Source organism: Pseudoalteromonas piratica (assembly GCF_000788395.1).
Lineage (GTDB): Bacteria > Pseudomonadota > Gammaproteobacteria > Enterobacterales > Alteromonadaceae > Pseudoalteromonas > Pseudoalteromonas piratica.
On sequence record NZ_CP009888.1, the window covers coordinates 2,885,454 to 2,904,394 of the forward strand.

An 18,941-nucleotide genomic window follows, 5' to 3' on the forward strand; every position below is an offset into this window, starting at 1 on the left:
AACAAAAAAAGCCAGCATTAATGCTGGCTCTTAAAATTCTGTTCTAAACTATTCGTTGCCTGGTTCAGCGTTTGCTTTCTCAGCTTGAATTCGCATATAAATTTCTTCACGATGTACTGAAACATCTTTTGGTGCATTAACACCAATGCGTACCTGGTTACCCTTTACGCCAAGTACAGTAACTGTAACTTCATCCCCAATCATGAGGGTTTCACCTACGCGACGAGTCAAAATTAGCATTCTTTGCTCCTAAATATCCAAAGTTTAAAGATTCCGTATCATTTCCATTTTACATGAATATTATTCAAAAAGTTAGAAACTTTTACTGGTCTAAAGAAAAAGCACTATGTAAAGCTCTAACTCCCAATTCTAGGTACTTCTCATCTACTAAAACCGAGACTTTTATCTCTGAGGTTGAAATAAGCTGAACGTTAATATTTTCATTCGCTAGTGCTCTAAAAAGTGCTCCTGCAACACCTGCGTTAGATTTCATTCCTATTCCAACAACAGAAATCTTAGCAACAGTTTCATTAACTGTAACTGAATCCGCATTAAGAGTTGTAAGATTTTGTTTAATTAACTTTTCTGCCAACTGCGAATCGACTTCATGTACAGTTAAAGCATAGCCGACTTTATCCCCTTTGCAGGAAAAGTTACTGATCATGTCAATTTCTATATTATTATCAGAGAATACTTCCAATAATTCAGCGAGTTGTTCCGGGGTGTTATCCAAATTATGTACTTTAATTAGCACTTCGTCTTTGCTAAACGCAATCCCTGAAACTACTTTAGAATTCATAGGGTTTTCCTCATAACTAATTAATGTGCCGTGATCAGGCTCAAACGATGAAAGCACCCGTAAAGGCAGGTTATGCTTACCAGCCGCTTCTACGGAGCGGATTTGTAATACTTTTGCCCCTAAGCTAGCTAGCTCAAGCATTTCCTCAAAAGTAACATAATCCATTCTTTTCGCTTTTGGCTCAACACGCGGATCGGTGGTATAAACACCATTGACATCAGTATAAATTTGACATTCATCAGCACCAATTGCAGCAGCAACTTCTACTGCGGTAGTATCCGTGCCTCCGCGTCCAAGCGTGGTGATATTGCCTTCAATGTCACGTCCTTGAAATCCAGCCAATATGACAATTCTGCCCTGCTCAAGCTCTTGATTTAAGCGTTTTGGCGGAATCATCTGAATACGGGCTTTACCAAATAAGTTATCGGTCATAATACCCGCTTGATCAGCAAGTAAACTAATAGCTGAATGACCCCGTTTGATAATTGCCATTGCAAGCAATGCTACTGAGACTTGCTCACCGGTAGTTAACAGTACATCGAGCTCGCGCGAACTGGGAGTGGCATCTATTTGTTTTGCAAGATTAATGAGGCGATTAGTTTCGCCAGACATCGCTGACACAACAACGACGATTTGGTGTCCTTGCTGTTTAGAACGCACAACAAGGTCGGCGACAGCTTCAATTCGGTCGATAGAACCAACTGAAGTGCCGCCAAATTTTTTAACTAGTAACGCCAAGTTTAAGCGCGCTCACTCACCCACGCATTCACACTTTCAAGTGCTGCAGCTAAGTTTTCAGGTTGTGAACCACCGGCTTGCGCCATATCAGGACGACCACCGCCTTTACCACCTACTTGCGACGCCATGTGGTTAACAAGCTCACCGGCTTTAAACTGACCAGTTAAGTCTTTCGTCACACCGGCAATTAGACTTACTTTGTCACCATTGGCAACACCAAGCGCAATAATGCCAGAGCCAAGCTTATTTTTAAGGTCATCAACCATGCCACGCAATGCTTTTGACTCAGTACCTTCAACATTTGCTACCAGTAATTTAACGCCATTTACATCAATTACAGCGTCAAGTAATGACGCACCAGCTGCACTTGCTAGTTTATCGTTAAGCTGAGAAATTTCCTTTTCAAGGCCTTTAGCACGCTCAACTAAAGCTGATACTTTGTCTAACACATTATTGCTATCGCCTTTCACTAGCGCAGCAATTGCTGATAATGTTTCAGCTTGTTTATTGATATAAGCAACTGCACCTTCACCCGTTACCGCTTCAATACGACGAACACCTGCTGCAATACCACTTTCTGACACAATCTTAAATAAACCGATGTCACCAGTGCGCTTAACGTGCGTACCACCACATAGCTCAATTGAAAAGTCGCCAATGCTTACAACGCGCACTTCATCGTCGTATTTTTCACCAAATAACGCCATTGCGCCTTTTTCTTTCGCCGCGTCAATTGCCATTAATTCGGTGTTCAGGTCGATATTCTTACGGATCTCAAGATTCACCATATCTTCAATGCGTTGTAACTCTTCTTTTGTTACTGCTTCAAAGTGTGAGAAGTCAAAACGTAAACGCTCTGGGTCGTTTAATGAACCTTTTTGTGTAACATGTTCGCCAAGTACCACACGAAGTGCTTCGTGTAATAAGTGCGTTGCAGTGTGGTTTTTCTTAGTGTTATCGCGACGTGTTGCATCAACATGTGCATCAACACGGTCATTCACACCAATACGACCAACAACTTTACCTTTGTGGGCGAATGCATTACCGAGCTTTGTGGTGTCTTCAACAATAAACTCACCATTAGCAACTTTAAGTACGCCTGTATCGCCAACCTGACCACCGCTTTCTGCGTAGAAAGGTGTGCGATCAAGAATAACAATACCTTGTTGTCCGTCTTCAAGAACAGTAACGGCATCTGCACCGCTAAATAATTCAACCACTGTACCTGTGTATTGCTCGCTATCGTAGCCTTTAAATTCTGTTGTTTTTTCAGACTTTAACTGGTCATTGTAGTCTGCACCAAACTTACCAGCTTGCTGTGCTTGCTTGCGTTGAACTTCCATTGCTTCTTGGAAGCCACGTTCATCAATAGTCATAAAGCGTTCACGTGCAACGTCTGCCGTTAAATCAGCAGGGAAACCGTAGGTATCATAAAGTTTAAAGACTAAATCACCTGGGATTACATCGCCTTGTAAACCTTTTAGGCTTTCTTCTAAAATCGCCAGACCACGATCAAGCGTTTTGCCAAACTGTTCTTCTTCAATACGCAGAACTTTCTCAATAATTGACTGTTGCTTGATTAGCTCTGGGTACGCTTCACCCATTTCAGTTGCAAGCGCAGCAACTAACTTATGGAAGAATGTTTCAGTAGCACCCAACTTATTGCCGTGACGCACTGCACGACGAATAATACGACGTAATACGTAACCACGGCCTTCATTTGATGGCATCACACCATCAGCAATTAAAAACGCACACGAACGAATATGGTCTGCAATAACACGTAATGATTTATCTTCTAAATCTTGCGCATTAGTAACCGCAGCCGCAGCTTTAATTAAGTTTTGGAAAATATCGATTTCGTAGTTTGAGTGAACGCCCTGCATAATGGCAGAAATACGCTCAAGGCCCATACCTGTATCAACAGATTGGCTTGGTAAAGGCTCCATTGTACCGTCAGCATGACGGTTGTATTGCATGAATACTAGGTTCCAAATTTCGATAAAACGGTCACCGTCTTCTTCAGGACTGCCCGGAGGACCACCCCAAATCTCTTCACCGTGATCGTAGAATATTTCAGAACATGGACCACATGGACCTGTATCACCCATCGACCAGAAGTTATCAGCAGTGTCGATGCGGATAATTTTATCCTCTGCAAGTCCCATTTCTTTATGCCAAATATCAAACGCTTCATCATCTGTGTGATAAACCGTTACAAGTAATTTATCTTTTGGCAGTTTGATAACGTCTGTGAGGAATTGCCAAGCAAATTTAATCGCATCTTGCTTGAAATAGTTACCAAAACTAAAGTTACCAAGCATTTCAAAGAACGTGTGGTGACGAGCAGTATAACCTACGTTTTCTAAATCGTTGTGCTTACCACCAGCACGTACACAGCGCTGCGAACTCGTTGCACGATTGTATGGGCGGCGCTCAGCACCTAGAAATACATCTTTAAACTGTACCATACCTGCATTGGTGAATAGCAAGGTAGGATCGTTACCTGGTACCAATGAACTTGATGGCACTACTTGGTGTTGCTCTGATGCGAAATAATTTAGAAACGCGTTGCGGATTTCCGCGGTCGTCATGTGCTGCATGCTACCTCTCACTCGTTTGACGGACTTGTTTGCATTGCAAATTCAATTTGTTCATGATTAAACCCTCGATAACTCATGTAGCGAATGCGCTTCGCTTTTTCTTTAAAGTCGAGGGAACTACTTGTATTTGTGAATTTCTTATTATATGCGGATTGGGCCTGCAGATACCAGTCTATTTCTAATTCTTCGACAATAGTTTGAACTAGATCGGCACTGACCCCTTTTTGATAAGCCTCATTTTTAATTCGCATCAACCCCAAACCTTTGTTTATTTGGCGTCGTACAAAACTTTCGGCATAGCGTATATCATCAATAAAGCCATAGTCTTCACACCATAAAATTAGCTTTTCAATAAACTCATTGTCCTCACAACGGGCAGCTAATTTTTTGGCAATTTGTGCTTTGGAATACTCTTGTCTTGAAAGTAACCAAAGCACATAGTTTTTTAATTTTGCTTGTTCTTTTTCTGTCATTTACGCATCAAATCTATCGTGATTGTGCGTTTGTGACTCGGCATTATTAGATTGTTCAGGTTTAACAATCACCGCTGACATAAACATCGCTTGGAAAGACACAAAGAACCCAGCGTAAAGAATAGGTAAAATAAATAACAATGGAATAAACGATAAAAATGCCGCAAATAAAATGAGACCAGCTGAGATTGCACCAAAAATACTGAGCGCCCCCATATTGTGCCAAAACACTAACAGACTGGCTTTTATGCACTCTAAAATACTGTTGTTATTAGAAAAATATACGAGAGGAATAGTGAACGCAAAACACATGGTATAAAGTGAATACGCAGCAACTAAAACAATAACGTTTGAAAACTGAATGCTGTCGATTACCTGTTGTGCATGTAATTGCACCAAGTCAACATTTTGTGACTCAACAGCTTTTAAATAAGCATTTATTGGTTCGCTTAAACCTTGAAATAAAGTAGTCGTTAAGAGTGCTAAAATAAAGCCGCCAAATAAGTGGTAAAGCCCCAAACGAAACAACATTAAACGACGCCCAGCTTCGCTAAACACGCTGAAAATATCTAAAAAAGAAATTTGCTTGCCTTGCTGGCGATTAAGCATAGCGCGATAAAATCCCGCTGTGACAAATGGCATTGCGATTGCTGCGGGTAATTGGAAAATCGGTGCAACCAAGGCAATTAAAGATAAGATGCCAATAAATAAGTGCATTAATATAAAGGTGCCAGGTTGACACTTAAACAGCTCCCACCCCGCTTTAAACCAGTTAAGGCCAGCTTTTGCCTTGAATATTCTAATTTCTACAGCCATTTTTCTTTCTTATAAATGAAAACGCTCCATGATATGGAGCGTTCAAAATCTTCACGATATGCTTATGCTACTTTTTTACTTGCGTTAAATCCAGCATATGTGAACCACGTGATACTTTTGCCGCTAAATAAGCTTCATTACCTTCTTTAATGTGCGCCGAAGTGCCAACTTGTGAAGCAATTTCAATACCTGCTTCGGTCAACTCTTTCACTTTACGTGGGTTATTAGTCATTAATTTAACTTTGTTAACACCCAGTGCATTAAGCATTAAAGCTGCGTCTCTAAATTCACGTAAATCATCAGCAAAACCGAGATGATTATTTGCTTCATAGGTATTCATCCCTTGAGACTGCAGAACATAAGCATCAATTTTATTGTATAAACCAATGCCTCTGCCCTCTTGGCGAAGGTATAAAATAATACCACCCACTTTATGCATGGTTTCGATGCATTCGTCGAGTTGCTCACCGCAATCACAACGAGAAGAATGGAATACATCCCCTGTTAAGCACTCAGAGTGCATACGAATTAACGGATTTGGCTCTTTATCAGCATTATTAAAGATTAAAGCAACGTGTTCTTCACCGTCTAAAAGACCATGAAAAGATACGATTTCTGCAGGGATTTTACTGTTTTTGCCAACTTTGAGCTGGACTCTTGCTCTTACTTCAGCCACGACATTTCCAACAAGTATTTTGTGATATTGTAACACTAGCTAATTTTTCAAACTAGCGTCTACGACTTTATATGTGCTTTTTTCAATTTTTCAATGCCGTTTATAAACTTTATTACCTAAATAGGCAGCGAGTTTTGACACCCTAAATTAAGAGTAGCTTGCTTTTTCAAAGCATAAAGGCAATAAAAGCACCCACTGCTATAAGGTGAAAATATGAAAATGGTTCACTTGAAAATGAAAAAAATGCGTTAACTGTCATGTTTACAGTCAACGCATTAAGTTAGAAAGGTAAAAAATTAAATGAGTAAGTTAGTTGTGTGTCCGATACCAATTCTTGATAAAGAATATTGTTCTACATTCAGAACCTTTGATTTAAATCTAACTTAAGAAATAAAGACTCAGTATAATGGTTACTTAAAGAATACAGGGTGCTTAACATGATCGAAATTGATAGTAAGGTTCTTACTGATCTAGAGTCTGGATTTACCATTCCCCCTAAACCAGAATTATTGCAGTCACTTCAGAATGAATTAAGTAGTGACTCTCCTGAGCTAAACACTATTGCGTCCATTGTTGCTGAAGATGTAGCGATTGCAGCGATGGTTTTAAAAGTGATCAACTCGCCTTTTTATGGTCTTGCCAGAACAATTACAGATATAAAACAAGCTGTTATGTTTCTTGGCTTAGAGGGCATCACTAACTTGGTAACTGGCTTTTTACTTGAAAAAGCATTTGATCAAACTAACTGTTGTATCAAACTTGAACGTTTTTGGGATACTGCGAGCGAAATCGCTGCTATTTCAACTCTAATAGGTAAGAAACTAAAGTCAAAAGTACCTACCGAAAATTTGCATATGGTTGGGTTGTTTCATGACGCTGGTATACCTGCCATGGCAATGAATTACGGGGATTACGTTAAGGTACTTGCTGAGTCAAATCGCGACTACCACACTTCTTTAATAGAACGTGAAGAAGCAAATTACCGGACAAACCATGCCGTTGTTGGTTATTTTTTAGCGACCAGTTGGAATTTGCCTAAGAATATTTGCCAAATCATTTTACGTCATCACGACGTGAGTTTTTTAGAAAAGATCAACTTCGGTCAGGATCAATTAACTTTTGCCACATTGAAAATGGCGGAAAATATTGTGCATGTTAACCGCCGTTTTGTTGCTTCACCTGATTGGCCGTATATGAAAGAAAAAGTGTTGGCAGTATTGGATCTTGATGATGAGGATTATCAAGATATTAAAGATGATGCGGAAGATTTTTTTAATAGTGCACACTAGCATCTAGTCATCATATTCTTCAATCCAAGCCATTTGAATTGCTTCAAGAATGCGTTCGCCACTATGGCTTGGATCATCATCAAAATCTTCCAGCGCTAATACCCAATCTCGTAGTTGAGTAAATCTTACTTGAGAAGGCTCTACTTCAGGATGAGCTTCTAACAATGCCAATGCAATTTCCAAAGAATCAACCCACTTCAATTTCATTTTCCTGCTCCCATCTTGTGCTTTTCTAAGTTTAGTCTTATCACTGAAATTGAGACAAAAAAAGAGAGGCTGTTGCCTCTCTTAATTTTTTACTTTAACTATCATCGCTTACTTAACGATTTTCATTTCTTCAAGTAAGTTTTGCGCATTATCAACTTTGTCCATCACCCAAAGCATATAACGAGAATCTACATGAATTGAACGGTTTAGGTTCGCATCGTAGTCCCAATCACCAATAATACTTTCGTACACACCATCAAACAGTAAACCAACAAGCTCCGCTTTGCCGTTTAATGTTGGAGAGCCTGAGTTACCACCGGTTGTGTCAACATTTGATAAGAAGTTAACAGGTACTGTGTTCATACCACCTGTGTAATCACCGTATTGCTTTTGCTTGATTAAGTCATTTTGCTTTTTCGGAGAGTTAAATGGTTCAACATCAGTATTTTTCGCAAGCAGGCCTTCAAGTGAAGTAAATGGCGTTGCTACAAGACCATCTTGCGGTGAGTAGCCACTCACTGTACCGTAAGTAACACGTAATGTGCTGTTTGCATCTGCATACACAGGCTTATTAAGTGATTTATTGTACGCAATAATCGCTTCCATTAACGCTGGGCGAGCAGCCTGCATTTTACCTGTTAGCTCTTTGTCTTGATCTTCAATTGACTTCATTACACTGAAAATCGCTTTGGCGTATTTCACAAATGGGTCGTTGCTTTGATCAAGTTGTGCAAGATCTAAGTCGAGCATCCATAAACGCGCTTTCTCATCAGCAAGTTTAGAGTTTGCGTACATGTCATCTAGCATTGCTGCATGTTTAGTTTTATCAAAACCATTGGATAGGTCTAACGCGTTATCAACTTCAACTAAACGCTCATTTGCTGGAAGTGCAGCGTATAGCTCTAAGAAGTGAAGTAGAATTGCTTTATCAACTGGCTCTGCATAACGACGGCTCATGCTCTTAAGACGCGCTTCAATACGTGGCAAATCACGCTCTTGATAACCACTTTCGCGCTCTGCGTCTGGCTTTTGCTTTTCAACCGCTAAACGATACAACATACGCGCTGTTGAAATCATTTGTGAACGGTGTACATAACCAAGCATACGATCGCGCTGATTATGCTTTTGAGACTCTGCAACAAGCGCTTCTAAATCAGCTAATACCTCGCCATATTTTGCTTTGCGGTCGCTGTCACTGTTTATCCAAGCTTGTAGGTCTTGTTCAAATTGTTGCTTGCGCGAATACATCGAGCCTTTTTTGAAGCTCTCAATCATTGAACCATAGTTCTTGATGTAGTTGTTGTAGCCTGCAATTGTGCTTTCGTATGCGATACGCTCTTGTGAACCTTCAGGTGCGTTTTCTTCGATTAGCTCAACATATTTAGAGTTATGCTTACGCGCAAGTGGGTATGCTGTATTGAAAACATAATCTACCTCAGGGGATACACGGTAACGGTTAGTACGGCCTGGGTAGCCTGTTACCATCACAAAGTCACCTTCTTGTACACCTTTTGCACTTACGCTTAAAAACGAGTTAGATTCAAATGGTACGTTGTCTTTAGAAAATTCTGCAGGCTTACCATCTTTACCAACATATGCACGGTAGAACGCAAAGTCACCGGTATGGCGCGGCCACATCCAGTTATCAATATCACCACCGTATTTACCCACACCCATTGCTGGCGTGTACGCTAAGCGAACATCTTTAATCTCAAGCGATTTAATTAAGTAATACTCTAATCCGCCGTGGAACGTATACACATTACAACGGTAACCTTTGTCTTCTTCACATTCAGCAACAAGTGCTTTACGGTTTGCATCAATGGCTTCGTAGCGTGCTTTACCAGCGAGTGTTTCAGTGGCTTTTTTTACTTTTGCCGTTACATCAGTCACTTCTTCAGTAACATACACGCGAGAGCCCGGTGCAGCTGGTAGATCTTCAGAAGGCGTTTTCGCTAAAAAGCCATTTTCTAGAATGTTGTTATCCGTTGTTGAATTATATTGAATTGAACCATACGCACAGTGGTGGTTAGTAACAACTAAACCTTTTGGTGATACAAATGATGCTGTACAACCGCCTAAGCTAATTACGGCATTCATTGGGAATTCGGTAAGCTTTGAGATTGACTTAGCATCAATTTCTAACCCTTTAGCTTTGAGAATATCTTCCAGTTCAGGTAGTTGATGCGGTTGCCACATACCTTCATCAGCAGACGCCACACCCGACAAACCAAGTGCCAGTGCAGCTGTAAGTGCTTTAATGCGCATTTGTGCGTTTCCTTTTTTATCAGTATTTTTTGTAATAATGTTACATTATCACTATGTCTTAAAATGACTTTACGAGTCAATTTTTTGCGTCGTAATAACCCCAACTTTTGTAACGTTAAGTAAACAGTTTTGTAAATAAAAAAGCCGCGATAAACGCGGCTTTTTTTAGTTAATTGAATTATTAAAGACTTTCAATTTTGGTCTTTTGCTCAAGCAACTTGGCTTTGGCTTCACTGTATTCTGCAAGCTTTTCCTTCTCTTTGGCAAGGACCGCTTCAGGCGCATTATTAACAAACTTTTCGTTTGCTAGCTTTTTCTCAACCTGCGCTAAACCTTTCTCGGCCTTTTCAAGTTGCTTACTAATACGCGCAAGTTCAGCTTCGACATCGATTAAGCCCGCCATAGGAATAAGCACTTCTAAGCCACCTACTAACGCGGTAGCAGAAGCTGGCGCTTCGTCAGTTTCAGCTAATACAGTTGTAGATTCTAATTTTGCTAGTGATGCTAGGAACTTAGCATTTTCTTCTAGGCGACGCTTATCTTCGTCACTTGCGTTTTTAAGCAGTACATCAAGTGGTTTATTCGGGCTAATGTCCATTTCACCACGAATGTTACGAATCGCAACGATAAACTGCTTAACCCACTCTAAATCAGCCATTGCTGACTCATCAACTTGAGATTCATCAAACTGCGGGAATGTCTGCAGCATAATGGTATCTGCATTAATGTTTGCAAGAGGTGCAACACGCTGCCAGATTGTTTCAGTGATATAAGGCGTTAATGGGTGCATTAAACGCAGTAAACCCTCAAGAACAGTTACTAGCGTATTACGAGTACCGCGTTGTTCTGCTTCATTACCTTTAAATAGTACCGGCTTAGTTAGCTCAAGATACCAGTCACAGAATTGGTTCCAAGTGAACTCATAAATGGTGTTTGCTGCAAGGTCAAAACGGTAGTTATCTAAATGATCGGTAAATGTCTTAACCGTATTTTGGAACTGGCCTAAGATCCAACGATCTGCCAGTGACAACTGCATATCGCCACCGTTAAAGCCACAGTCTTTTTCTTCTGTGTGCATCAATACATAACGACTCGCATTCCAAAGCTTGTTACAGAAATTACGGTAACCTTCTAAGCGGCTCATATCCCAGTTGATATCACGACCTGTCGATGCCATTGCCGCCAGTGTGAAGCGAAGCGCATCAGTACCGTGTGCTTCAATACCGTTTTCAAACGTTTTACGCGTATTCTTTTCAATCTTAGCCGCAACTTTTTCCTGCATTAAGTTGCTGGTGCGTTTAGTCACTAAACTTTCAAGGTCGATACCATCAATCATATCGATTGGGTCAAGTACGTTACCTTTTGACTTAGACATCTTATCGCCGTTTTCATCGCGGATAAGGCCGGTTACGTATACGGTTTTAAATGGTACTTGTGGTTTGCCGTCTTCATCTTTGATGAAGTGCATGGTCATCATGATCATACGTGCAACCCAGAAGAAGATAATATCAAAACCCGTTACCAGCACATCTGATGGGTGGAATACTTTTAAGTCTTCAGTTTGTGCAGGCCAACCTTGTGTTGAGAACGTCCAAAGTGCTGATGAGAACCAAGTATCAAGTACGTCTTCATCTTGTGTAAGTGCAACATCCGCAGCGATGTTATTTTCGCTACGTACTTCTTCTTCGCTGCGACCTACATACACATTACCTTCAGCATCGTACCATGCAGGAATACGGTGACCCCACCAAAGCTGACGTGAAATACACCAATCTTGAATGTCATTCATCCAGGCGTTGTACATGTTTTCGTATTGTGCTGGCACAAATTTAATGTCGCCATTAGCAACTGCTTGTTTTGCTGGCTCTGCAAGTGGCGCTACACGGACATACCATTGGTCGGTAAGAAGTGGTTCAATAACCACACCTGAACGGTCGCCGTACGGTACAGTTAGGCTGTGATCTTCGATTTTCTCTAGTAAACCAAGCTCTTCAAATTCAGCTACAATCGCTTTACGCGCATCAAAACGGTCAAGACCATGGAAGCGCTCTGGAATTGGCGCATCGATTTCTTGCGGCTTACCATCAAAGGTATAACCTTCCCCTGCAGTTAATACCGCTGCATCTTTGTTAAAGATATTGATCATAGGTAACTGGTGACGTTTACCTACCTCGTTATCGTTGAAATCATGCGCTGGGGTAATTTTTACGCAGCCAGTGCCTTTTTCCATATCAGCATGTTCGTCGGCAACAATCGGAATGCGACGATTAACGATTGGTAATAAAACTTCTTTACCGATTAAATCTTGGTAACGCTCATCATTTGGGTTAACAGCAACACCTGTATCACCTAACATGGTTTCAGGACGTGTTGTTGCAACAACAATGTAGTCTTTACCATCTTTTGTAGTAAGACCATCAGCCAGTGGGTAACGCAGGTTCCACATATGGCCTTGTTTGTCTTTGTTTTCAACTTCTAAATCTGAGATTGCTGTGTGTAGCTTTGGATCCCAGTTTACAAGACGCTTACCACGGTAAATTAAATCTTCTTTGTGAAGACGAACGAATACTTCTTTAACTGCTTCAGAAAGACCTTCATCCATCGTAAAGCGTTCACGGTCCCAATCAACCGATGCGCCTAGGCGACGTAACTGCTTGGTAATCGTACCGCCTGATTCGTTTTTCCACTGCCAAATGCGGTCAATGAAATTATCACGGCCAAGCTCGTGGCGCGTTTTACCTTCTTCAGCTGCAAGTTTACGCTCTACAACCATTTGCGTTGCGATGCCAGCATGGTCAGTACCAACCTGCCAAAGTGTATTATTGCCTTGCATACGCTTAAAACGTGTCAGCGTATCCATAATGGTATCTTGGAAGGCGTGGCCCATGTGCAAGCTACCTGTGACATTTGGCGGTGGGATCATAATTGAATACGCGTCACCTTTACCTGACGGTTTAAAGTAGCCTTTCTCTTCCCAGCCTTGATATAACGACTGTTCAATATCTTGTGGATTATAGGTTTTATCCATTGCACAGAACCTTAATACTAAATCTCTATCTCTTGTGTCGACAAATGCGCCCCTAATTGACGCATTACTTTGTAGCGTTCACGCGCTACACCTTTTAATTGTTCATCAGCAGGTACAAAGTCATATACCTCTGAAAAGCGACGAATAAAATCAGGCACTGTATTAGCCAAATTTATTATCACTTTGCGATTTGCCACCGGCGCTGACTCGCCAATTTCAACAGGTGAACCTGCTTGTGGTCCCTCGCCTTGTAGATTGTGTGGCACGAAGCTATCGACTTCGAATTGCCACAGGTGCTCATCAATTAAATGAGCAGCGTCTTGATTATCTACAAAAATAAAAACTTTTTTTCCCTGTCGGTAACAATCTGCAGCCAGCCTTGCTGCTAGATCAAAATGAGCCGGAATGGAATTTACCGGCTCATTTAGTTGTTTTAGAACGTAAAATACTGCGTTCATTAAACTGCCTCTAGAATCACTTTAGGCATCTTGCTCCATATTAACATCAGCACGGTTTAATAGATACTGAGTTAACATTGCAACTGGGCGACCTGTCGCGCCTTTGCTCTTACCACTTCGCCAAGCAGTACCCGCCACATCTAAGTGTGCCCAGTGATACTTTTTAGTGAAACGAGATAAGAAACATGCTGCTGTAATTGTACCTGCTGCGCGTCCACCTAGGTTAGTGAAATCTGCAAATGGGCTCTCAAGTTGTTCTTGATATTCATCCCATAAAGGTAACTGCCACGCTCTGTCACCACTTAGCTCTGACGCTTTCAATAAGTCATGAGCAAGTGGATTATGGTTAGCAAGTAGACCTGACGTGTGATGACCAAGTGCAATGATACATGCACCTGTTAAGGTAGCAACGTCAATTACTGTATCAGGATCGAAAGCTTCAACATAAGTTAATGCATCGCACAATACTAAACGGCCTTCAGCATCGGTATTTAAAACTTCAACAGTTTGACCAGACATGGTTGTTAGAATATCACCAGGGCGATAGGCGTTGCTGCTTGGCATGTTTTCACAACCTGCAAGCACGGCAATTACATTAATTGGCAACTGCATTTCAACAATCGCACGCATCGTGCCAAGTACGCCCGCGGCACCACCCATATCGTATTTCATTTCATCCATGCCTTCGCCTGGTTTGATTGAAATACCACCTGAGTCAAAAGTAAGACCTTTACCAACCAGTACAATTGGCGCTTTTTCTTCAGCCGCACCAGTATAGTGAATAACCGACATAATCGATTCATTCGCACTACCACGGCCTACTGCAAGGTATGAATGCATACCAAGCTCTTCCATTTCTTTTTCGCCAACTAAATTTACTTTAACGTTGTCAAAGTTTGCTTCAAGTGCTTGCGCTTGCTCACCGAGATACGCTGGATTACAGATATTAGGTGGCATATTTGCAACGTCTTTACACAACTTTTGGCCATGAGAAATCGCTAAGCCATGCTCAATTGCCGTCTCACCAATCGTTAATTCACGACGTGTTGGTACGTTAAATACGATTTTACGAAGCGGTCTGCGTGCTTCACTTTTCTTACTTTTTAGCTGATCGAACACATATAGGCTGTCTTGCGTAGTTTCTACTGCTTGACGTACTTTCCAATACGTATCGCGACCTTTTACATGTAGTTCTGTTAAGAAGCATACCGCTTCCATAGAACCAGTATCATTTAACGTACTAATGGTTTTTGAAATAATTTGCTTATATTGCTTATCATCAAGCTCACGCTCTTTACCACAACCAACTAAAAGCACGCGCTCACTTAACACGTTTGGTACATGGTGTAATAGCAACATTTGCCCAGGCTTACCTTCTAAGTCGCCGCGGCGTAGCAAATTAGAAATATAACCATCGCTAATACGATCGAGTTGCTCGCCAATTGGTGATAAACGACGAGGTTCATAAACACCCACAACAATACATGCACTGCGTTGTTTTTCTGGGCTGCCACTTTTAACGCTAAATTCCATAGCGACTCCTGAGTGATTTTGACTATAAATTAATCCAAAACAAACTTAATTTTTAAATTTAAGTCCTAATGGCATATATTTAAGTTGTAAAAATACAAAGTTTACTTAAAATTTCAGACTATTCCAGTAAAAAGACAAGTTTTGTAGAGGTCGCGGTGTTAATCTTTCGCTATTTATCGACAGAAGTATTTAAATCTCAGCTCGCGGTATTCCTCACTCTGATGACAATTTTTGTCAGTCAGAAGTTTGTGTCTATTTTGGCTGACGCCGCAGAAGGCTCAATACCCGGGCAATTAGTACTGCAAATGGTAATGCTTAAGCTCCCCCAATTAGCGTCATTAATTTTACCTCTGAGTATTTTCTTGGGCATTATTCTGGCCTACAGTCGCATTTATGCCGACAGTGAGATGACGGTATTAAAAGCATGCGGTGTTAGCGAGTGGTATGTGGTGCGCTTAACTTTAATCTCTTCAACACTGCTCGCAATTTTAGCCGGGTTTCTTACGCTTAAGCTTGCTCCTTGGGCGAATGAGCACGAATATCAATTAAAAGAAAAAATAGAAGCTGATGCCGGCCTCGCAGCCCTCCGTTCAGGGCGATTTCAGCAAACCGATAACGAAAAAGCTGTAGTGTTTATACATGATATTAACCAAGGTGGAACTGAGCTTGACCGCGTATTTTACGCGCAAATAGACAGAGACAGTGAGATGCGTACCTCCGAGGTAGTCTACGCAGAAAAAGGTAAAGTATTAGAAGACGACAATACAGGTGAGCAGAAACTAATTTTGAGTGATGGAAAACGCTACGAAAATCCAGCCGGTTCAAAACAGCTCCAGTTAACTGAATTTACAAACTATGAAGTGCAGATACAAGATCAGGCCATTGAGCAAAAGCGTCGAAAGCTTGAAGCGCTGCCCTCTATGCAACTATTAGAACAAGGGAGTAAAGAAGCCATCGCTCAGTTTCAATGGCGCCTAGCTGTGCCCTTATCGATTCCTTTACTTACCCTAATTGCTGTGCCTTTATCGGTTGTTAATCCGCGTCAAGGCAAGTTTGCTAAATTGGTACCTGCAATTTCGCTCTACCTTGGTTACTTCGTTTTATTAAATGCGGGCACGTTTTTAGTGCAAGACGGAAAAATACCAACTTCAATAGGTCTATGGTGGATCCACCTAAGCGCATTGTTTATTGGTACTTTCTTAATTCTTAGAGATAGGCCTCTTGGCTCTACAATTAGGGCATGGTTTAGCAAGAAGGAGGCTACCGCATGAAAATTTTAGACGGTTATTTAGGACGCAGTTTACTGCAAACCACCGGCTTCACTTTACTTGTACTCGTTGGTATTGGCACATTAATAAAATTTATTGAGCAGCTAAAATCGGTTGGTCGCGGTACTTATGATATTGTCGATGCGGTTCTATACACACTCTATAGTATGCCTTATGACATCGTTATATTCTTTCCTATGGCAGCATTGATCGGTGGTTTATTAGGCCTTGGGGCTCTTGCATCAAATAGTGAACTCGTTGTAATGCAGGCTGCGGGCTTGTCACGCTTTCAGATTATCCGCTCAGTTATGAAAACAGCACTCATTTTGGCTTTGGTTATGATGGCAATTGCTGAGTGGGTTGTACCTGAAGCACAAAAAACGGCTAAACAACTGCGTGCAATGGAAATATCAGGGGGAAATATTTTCAATGCCCAGCAAGGGGTGTGGGCAAAAGACGGAAATACATTCATCAATATAAACAATGTGGATGAGTCAGGCCGTCTTGATGGCCTAACCATGTATCAATTCAATGAACGTCTTGAGTTACAATCAATAAAACGTGCTGAAAGGGCTGTTCCTGAAAAAGATGGCTGGCAGTTATATAAAATTGAAAACTTGATTATTGATGAAAACCGCACTGATACAACTCAAAGTGAGCAGTTTTTTTATCAGTCTAAACTAACGCCAGAAAAACTGGGAGTTGTTTCCGTTAAACCTGAAACACTTTCTTTTACGGGGTTATACTCTTACCTTACTTATTTAAAAGAAAATGACCAAGATACGAGCACATACGATCTTGCCTTTTGGCGTAAAGTAGTTCAACCACTAACAATTGCCGTGATGTTACTGGTCGCATTATCCTTCATATTTGGGCCACTACGAAGTGTGACTATGGGTGCACGTATAGTGATGGGCGTTGTGACTGGAATAATCTTTCATTTAACAGACCGGATTTTTGGCCCGTTTGTATTAGTGTATGAATTACACCCTTCGATTGGCGCCATTATGCCAAGTGTGATCTTTGTAGCGATAGCAACATTTCTACTAAAAAGGCGCCAATAATAGCGCCTTTTTTCTTTTTAAAATATTGCAGTGAGCTCTCAATCTATTAATCGAGCTCACGATACACTTTTTTATTCTCTTCCTTAGAAAGTGTAATGACTTCTGTTTTAGCTAAATAGTCTTGAAGTGAACGTTTATTTTTAAAATCAACCAAGACTAACAAATTACCAAGCCCTAATAAGGCCGTAATCGCTCTGATAAGCGCTTGTGGCTTAGTAATCTGTGTCCCATCTAAGTTTCTTACTTTTAAACGCCAGGCTCGCATACCGATTGTTTGGCCACCTTTGCACCAAAAATACACATAGAAAAAACAAGCAACACACACTAGATAAAACTGATTAATGAAATTCCATGGTTGAGTTGTGACAAAGTATGAAATATCGACATCATCTGATTTACTGATCAACCCGATAGAAAGCAATAGCTCTACAAACCCTAAAAATAGAATTTGCGCCAACATAATAATCGCTACTGTAGCCAACGCATCATATACCCAAGAAGCAAAGCGACGCATAAAGCCTGTTCGTTGTTCGATATTAGACATAGAATTAATAAAACCTCAAACCTGATATTCGCATAATTCTAACCTAGAGATAGGATTAGACGCTAATAAAAATAGATGGGGGGAAGTGAAGGCACAAAAAAACCGACTCTCGTCGGCTACTATTACTTAACAAATTAAATGTTAAGTGGTACCAGTGGGCGGACTCGAACCGCCACGCATTGCTGCGGGGGATTTTGAATCCCCTATGTCTACCAATTCCATCACACTGGCACAGATTCTTGAGAAGAACTATAAACTAATCAAGTCATTGCATTATACAAACTAATTCAAGTACAGCAAGCTGTTTTTAATGTTTAAATCTCAAGTGGTTATCAAGTAAACAGAGCTAATTTAAAACACGCTTCAAAGTAGTAGATCGACCAGAGAACCAACAAGGGAAAAATACAACAACCCAGTTAATAAGGTTCAACAACTTTATTATTGAATTCGCTAGTTACAAGTCTTGAGTGTTAAATATATAGATAAGAATCCAGCAATCAATTCTTCACTTAACAAAAACCCTAAAAGCCATAAAGCGTGATTTAAAAAACACCCGTAAAAAGGTACTAGTGTGACGATGGCCAACAAAAATATCAGCAGTCTCTGAACAGGTCAACTGGCATAAAGGACGAAATGCATAACGCTCGGAGTCTCTGAAGTTTCGATGCCTAATAAGGAATTGATCTCAATGATGCGCGATGGAGCAAAGCTACATGGAAGTATTCATATGAATTCATGGAAATATTATCTTAAAGTGTCCAACTTCATGGATGAGTTGTCACTGTTGATTAAACGCTAAAACGCAAAAAGCCCGCTCATTGAGTGGGCTTTGATGTACATGGATGTACGAATGTCGATAAGCTTCATGGATGAATTATAGCGCTGTGAGTTCATTAACCGCCCAAACGCAAAAAAGCCTCAACATAATGTTGAGGCTTTCTTTAATTAGGAGCTTGGCGATGTTCTACTTTCACATGGGCGAACCCACACTATCATCGACGCTGTTTCGTTTCACTTCTGAGTTCGGCATGGGGTCAGGTGGTTCCAAAACGCTATAGTCACCAAGCAAATTCGGTTGACTTAAGAGCTTGTCTTAAATCTAAATCTGGAAAGCTTTTTTTAAGTAAATGTCTACTTTAGTATTTGTCTCTTTTTTCAGAGACTATTCAACTTCTGC

General features: G+C 40.8%; 15 protein-coding genes, 1 tRNA gene and 1 rRNA gene. 3 read left to right on the plus strand and 14 right to left on the minus strand.

The features are described from left to right. Nucleotides 1–48 precede the first annotated feature (48 nt). The 6 genes from csrA to OM33_RS13370 form a co-directional block, all read right to left on the minus strand. Nucleotides 49–240, minus strand: coding sequence for a carbon storage regulator CsrA (csrA, locus tag OM33_RS13345; protein WP_038642396.1), 192 nt, complete (start codon nucleotides 238–240; stop codon nucleotides 49–51). An 82-nt stretch (nucleotides 241–322) separates the two neighbouring features. Then, nucleotides 323–1,537 carry an aspartate kinase gene (locus OM33_RS13350; RefSeq protein ID WP_038642398.1) on the minus strand — a complete coding sequence of 405 codons (1,215 nt, stop codon included), beginning with the start codon at nucleotides 1,535–1,537 and terminating at the stop codon, nucleotides 323–325. Nucleotides 1,538–1,539: 2 nt separating this feature from the next. Continuing rightward, nucleotides 1,540–4,140: an alanine--tRNA ligase gene (gene alaS, locus OM33_RS13355; RefSeq protein ID WP_038642400.1), complete on the minus strand. Its 2,601-nt coding sequence runs from the start codon at nucleotides 4,138–4,140 to the stop codon at nucleotides 1,540–1,542. Between the two features lie 8 nt (nucleotides 4,141–4,148). Next, a complete protein-coding gene (locus tag OM33_RS13360) occupies nucleotides 4,149–4,613 on the minus strand; it encodes a regulatory protein RecX (RefSeq protein WP_038642402.1) in 465 nt (154 codons plus the stop codon). Continuing rightward, nucleotides 4,614–5,429, minus strand: a complete 816-nt coding sequence (locus tag OM33_RS13365) for a BPSS1780 family membrane protein (RefSeq protein ID WP_038642404.1) — start codon at nucleotides 5,427–5,429, stop codon at nucleotides 4,614–4,616. It abuts the gene before it with no gap. Between the two features lie 67 nt (nucleotides 5,430–5,496). After that, the gene (locus tag OM33_RS13370; RefSeq protein ID WP_038642406.1) at nucleotides 5,497–6,105 is read right to left on the minus strand and encodes a GTP cyclohydrolase II; all 609 of its coding nucleotides are present in this window, start codon (nucleotides 6,103–6,105) and stop codon (nucleotides 5,497–5,499) included. Between the two features lie 437 nt (nucleotides 6,106–6,542). Between OM33_RS13370 and OM33_RS13375 the strand changes: the two genes are divergently transcribed. Further along, complete coding sequence (locus OM33_RS13375; protein ID WP_038642408.1) at nucleotides 6,543–7,394, plus strand: HDOD domain-containing protein; 852 nt, start codon at nucleotides 6,543–6,545, stop codon at nucleotides 7,392–7,394. Nucleotides 7,395–7,397: 3 nt separating this feature from the next. On the opposite strand, the gene iscX is transcribed toward OM33_RS13375, so the two are convergent. From iscX to pepA, 5 genes are all read right to left on the minus strand, one after another. Continuing rightward, complete coding sequence (iscX, locus tag OM33_RS13380; protein WP_038642411.1) at nucleotides 7,398–7,601, minus strand: Fe-S cluster assembly protein IscX; 204 nt, start codon at nucleotides 7,599–7,601, stop codon at nucleotides 7,398–7,400. A 108-nt stretch (nucleotides 7,602–7,709) separates the two neighbouring features. After that, the gene (locus OM33_RS13385) at nucleotides 7,710–9,869 is read right to left on the minus strand and encodes a S46 family peptidase (RefSeq protein WP_038642413.1); all 2,160 of its coding nucleotides are present in this window, start codon (nucleotides 9,867–9,869) and stop codon (nucleotides 7,710–7,712) included. Nucleotides 9,870–10,050: 181 nt separating this feature from the next. Beyond that, nucleotides 10,051–12,897: a valine--tRNA ligase gene (locus tag OM33_RS13390; RefSeq protein WP_038642415.1), complete on the minus strand. Its 2,847-nt coding sequence runs from the start codon at nucleotides 12,895–12,897 to the stop codon at nucleotides 10,051–10,053. Nucleotides 12,898–12,914: 17 nt separating this feature from the next. Beyond that, complete coding sequence (locus OM33_RS13395; RefSeq protein ID WP_038642417.1) at nucleotides 12,915–13,355, minus strand: DNA polymerase III subunit chi; 441 nt, start codon at nucleotides 13,353–13,355, stop codon at nucleotides 12,915–12,917. Between the two features lie 21 nt (nucleotides 13,356–13,376). Continuing rightward, a complete protein-coding gene (gene pepA, locus OM33_RS13400) occupies nucleotides 13,377–14,888 on the minus strand; it encodes a leucyl aminopeptidase (RefSeq protein WP_038642419.1) in 1,512 nt (503 codons plus the stop codon). Nucleotides 14,889–15,043: 155 nt separating this feature from the next. On the opposite strand from pepA, the gene lptF reads away from it, so the two are divergent. Then, nucleotides 15,044–16,159 (plus strand): LPS export ABC transporter permease LptF, encoded by a 1,116-nt coding sequence (gene lptF / locus OM33_RS13405; RefSeq protein WP_038642421.1) that lies wholly within the window; start codon nucleotides 15,044–15,046, stop codon nucleotides 16,157–16,159. Next, nucleotides 16,156–17,220, plus strand: a complete 1,065-nt coding sequence (gene lptG / locus OM33_RS13410; protein ID WP_038642423.1) for an LPS export ABC transporter permease LptG — start codon at nucleotides 16,156–16,158, stop codon at nucleotides 17,218–17,220. Before lptF ends, lptG begins: the two co-directional genes overlap by 4 nt. Before the next feature lie 46 nt (nucleotides 17,221–17,266). Here lptG and OM33_RS13415 read toward each other — a convergent pair whose 3' ends face one another. The 3 genes from OM33_RS13415 to rrf form a co-directional block, all read right to left on the minus strand. After that, nucleotides 17,267–17,764 (minus strand): RDD family protein, encoded by a 498-nt coding sequence (locus tag OM33_RS13415; protein ID WP_038642426.1) that lies wholly within the window; start codon nucleotides 17,762–17,764, stop codon nucleotides 17,267–17,269. A 146-nt stretch (nucleotides 17,765–17,910) separates the two neighbouring features. Continuing rightward, nucleotides 17,911–17,995: transfer RNA gene (locus tag OM33_RS13420), tRNA-Leu, on the minus strand. A 720-nt stretch (nucleotides 17,996–18,715) separates the two neighbouring features. Beyond that, a 5S ribosomal RNA gene (gene rrf / locus OM33_RS13425) occupies nucleotides 18,716–18,830 on the minus strand. Nucleotides 18,831–18,941 lie beyond the last annotated feature (111 nt).

Bases quoted from the DNA above. Each gene is read 5' to 3' on its own strand.
- csrA (WP_038642396.1), bottom strand. From the start codon at position 240: ATGCTAATTTTGACTCGTCGCGTAGGTGAAACCCTCATGATTGGGGAT.
- OM33_RS13360 (WP_038642402.1), bottom strand. From the start codon at position 4,613: ATGACAGAAAAAGAACAAGCAAAATTAAAAAACTATGTGCTTTGGTTA.
- OM33_RS13415 (WP_038642426.1), bottom strand. From the start codon at position 17,764: ATGTCTAATATCGAACAACGAACAGGCTTTATGCGTCGCTTTGCTTCT.
- OM33_RS13375 (WP_038642408.1), top strand. From the start codon at position 6,543: ATGATCGAAATTGATAGTAAGGTTCTTACTGATCTAGAGTCTGGATTT.
- OM33_RS13390 (WP_038642415.1), bottom strand. From the start codon at position 12,897: ATGGATAAAACCTATAATCCACAAGATATTGAACAGTCGTTATATCAA.
- lptG (WP_038642423.1), top strand. From the start codon at position 16,156: ATGAAAATTTTAGACGGTTATTTAGGACGCAGTTTACTGCAAACCACC.
- pepA (WP_038642419.1), bottom strand. From the start codon at position 14,888: ATGGAATTTAGCGTTAAAAGTGGCAGCCCAGAAAAACAACGCAGTGCA.
- OM33_RS13365 (WP_038642404.1), bottom strand. From the start codon at position 5,429: ATGGCTGTAGAAATTAGAATATTCAAGGCAAAAGCTGGCCTTAACTGG.
- OM33_RS13385 (WP_038642413.1), bottom strand. From the start codon at position 9,869: ATGCGCATTAAAGCACTTACAGCTGCACTGGCACTTGGTTTGTCGGGT.
- iscX (WP_038642411.1), bottom strand. From the start codon at position 7,601: ATGAAATTGAAGTGGGTTGATTCTTTGGAAATTGCATTGGCATTGTTA.
- alaS (WP_038642400.1), bottom strand. From the start codon at position 4,140: ATGCAGCACATGACGACCGCGGAAATCCGCAACGCGTTTCTAAATTAT.
- OM33_RS13395 (WP_038642417.1), bottom strand. From the start codon at position 13,355: ATGAACGCAGTATTTTACGTTCTAAAACAACTAAATGAGCCGGTAAAT.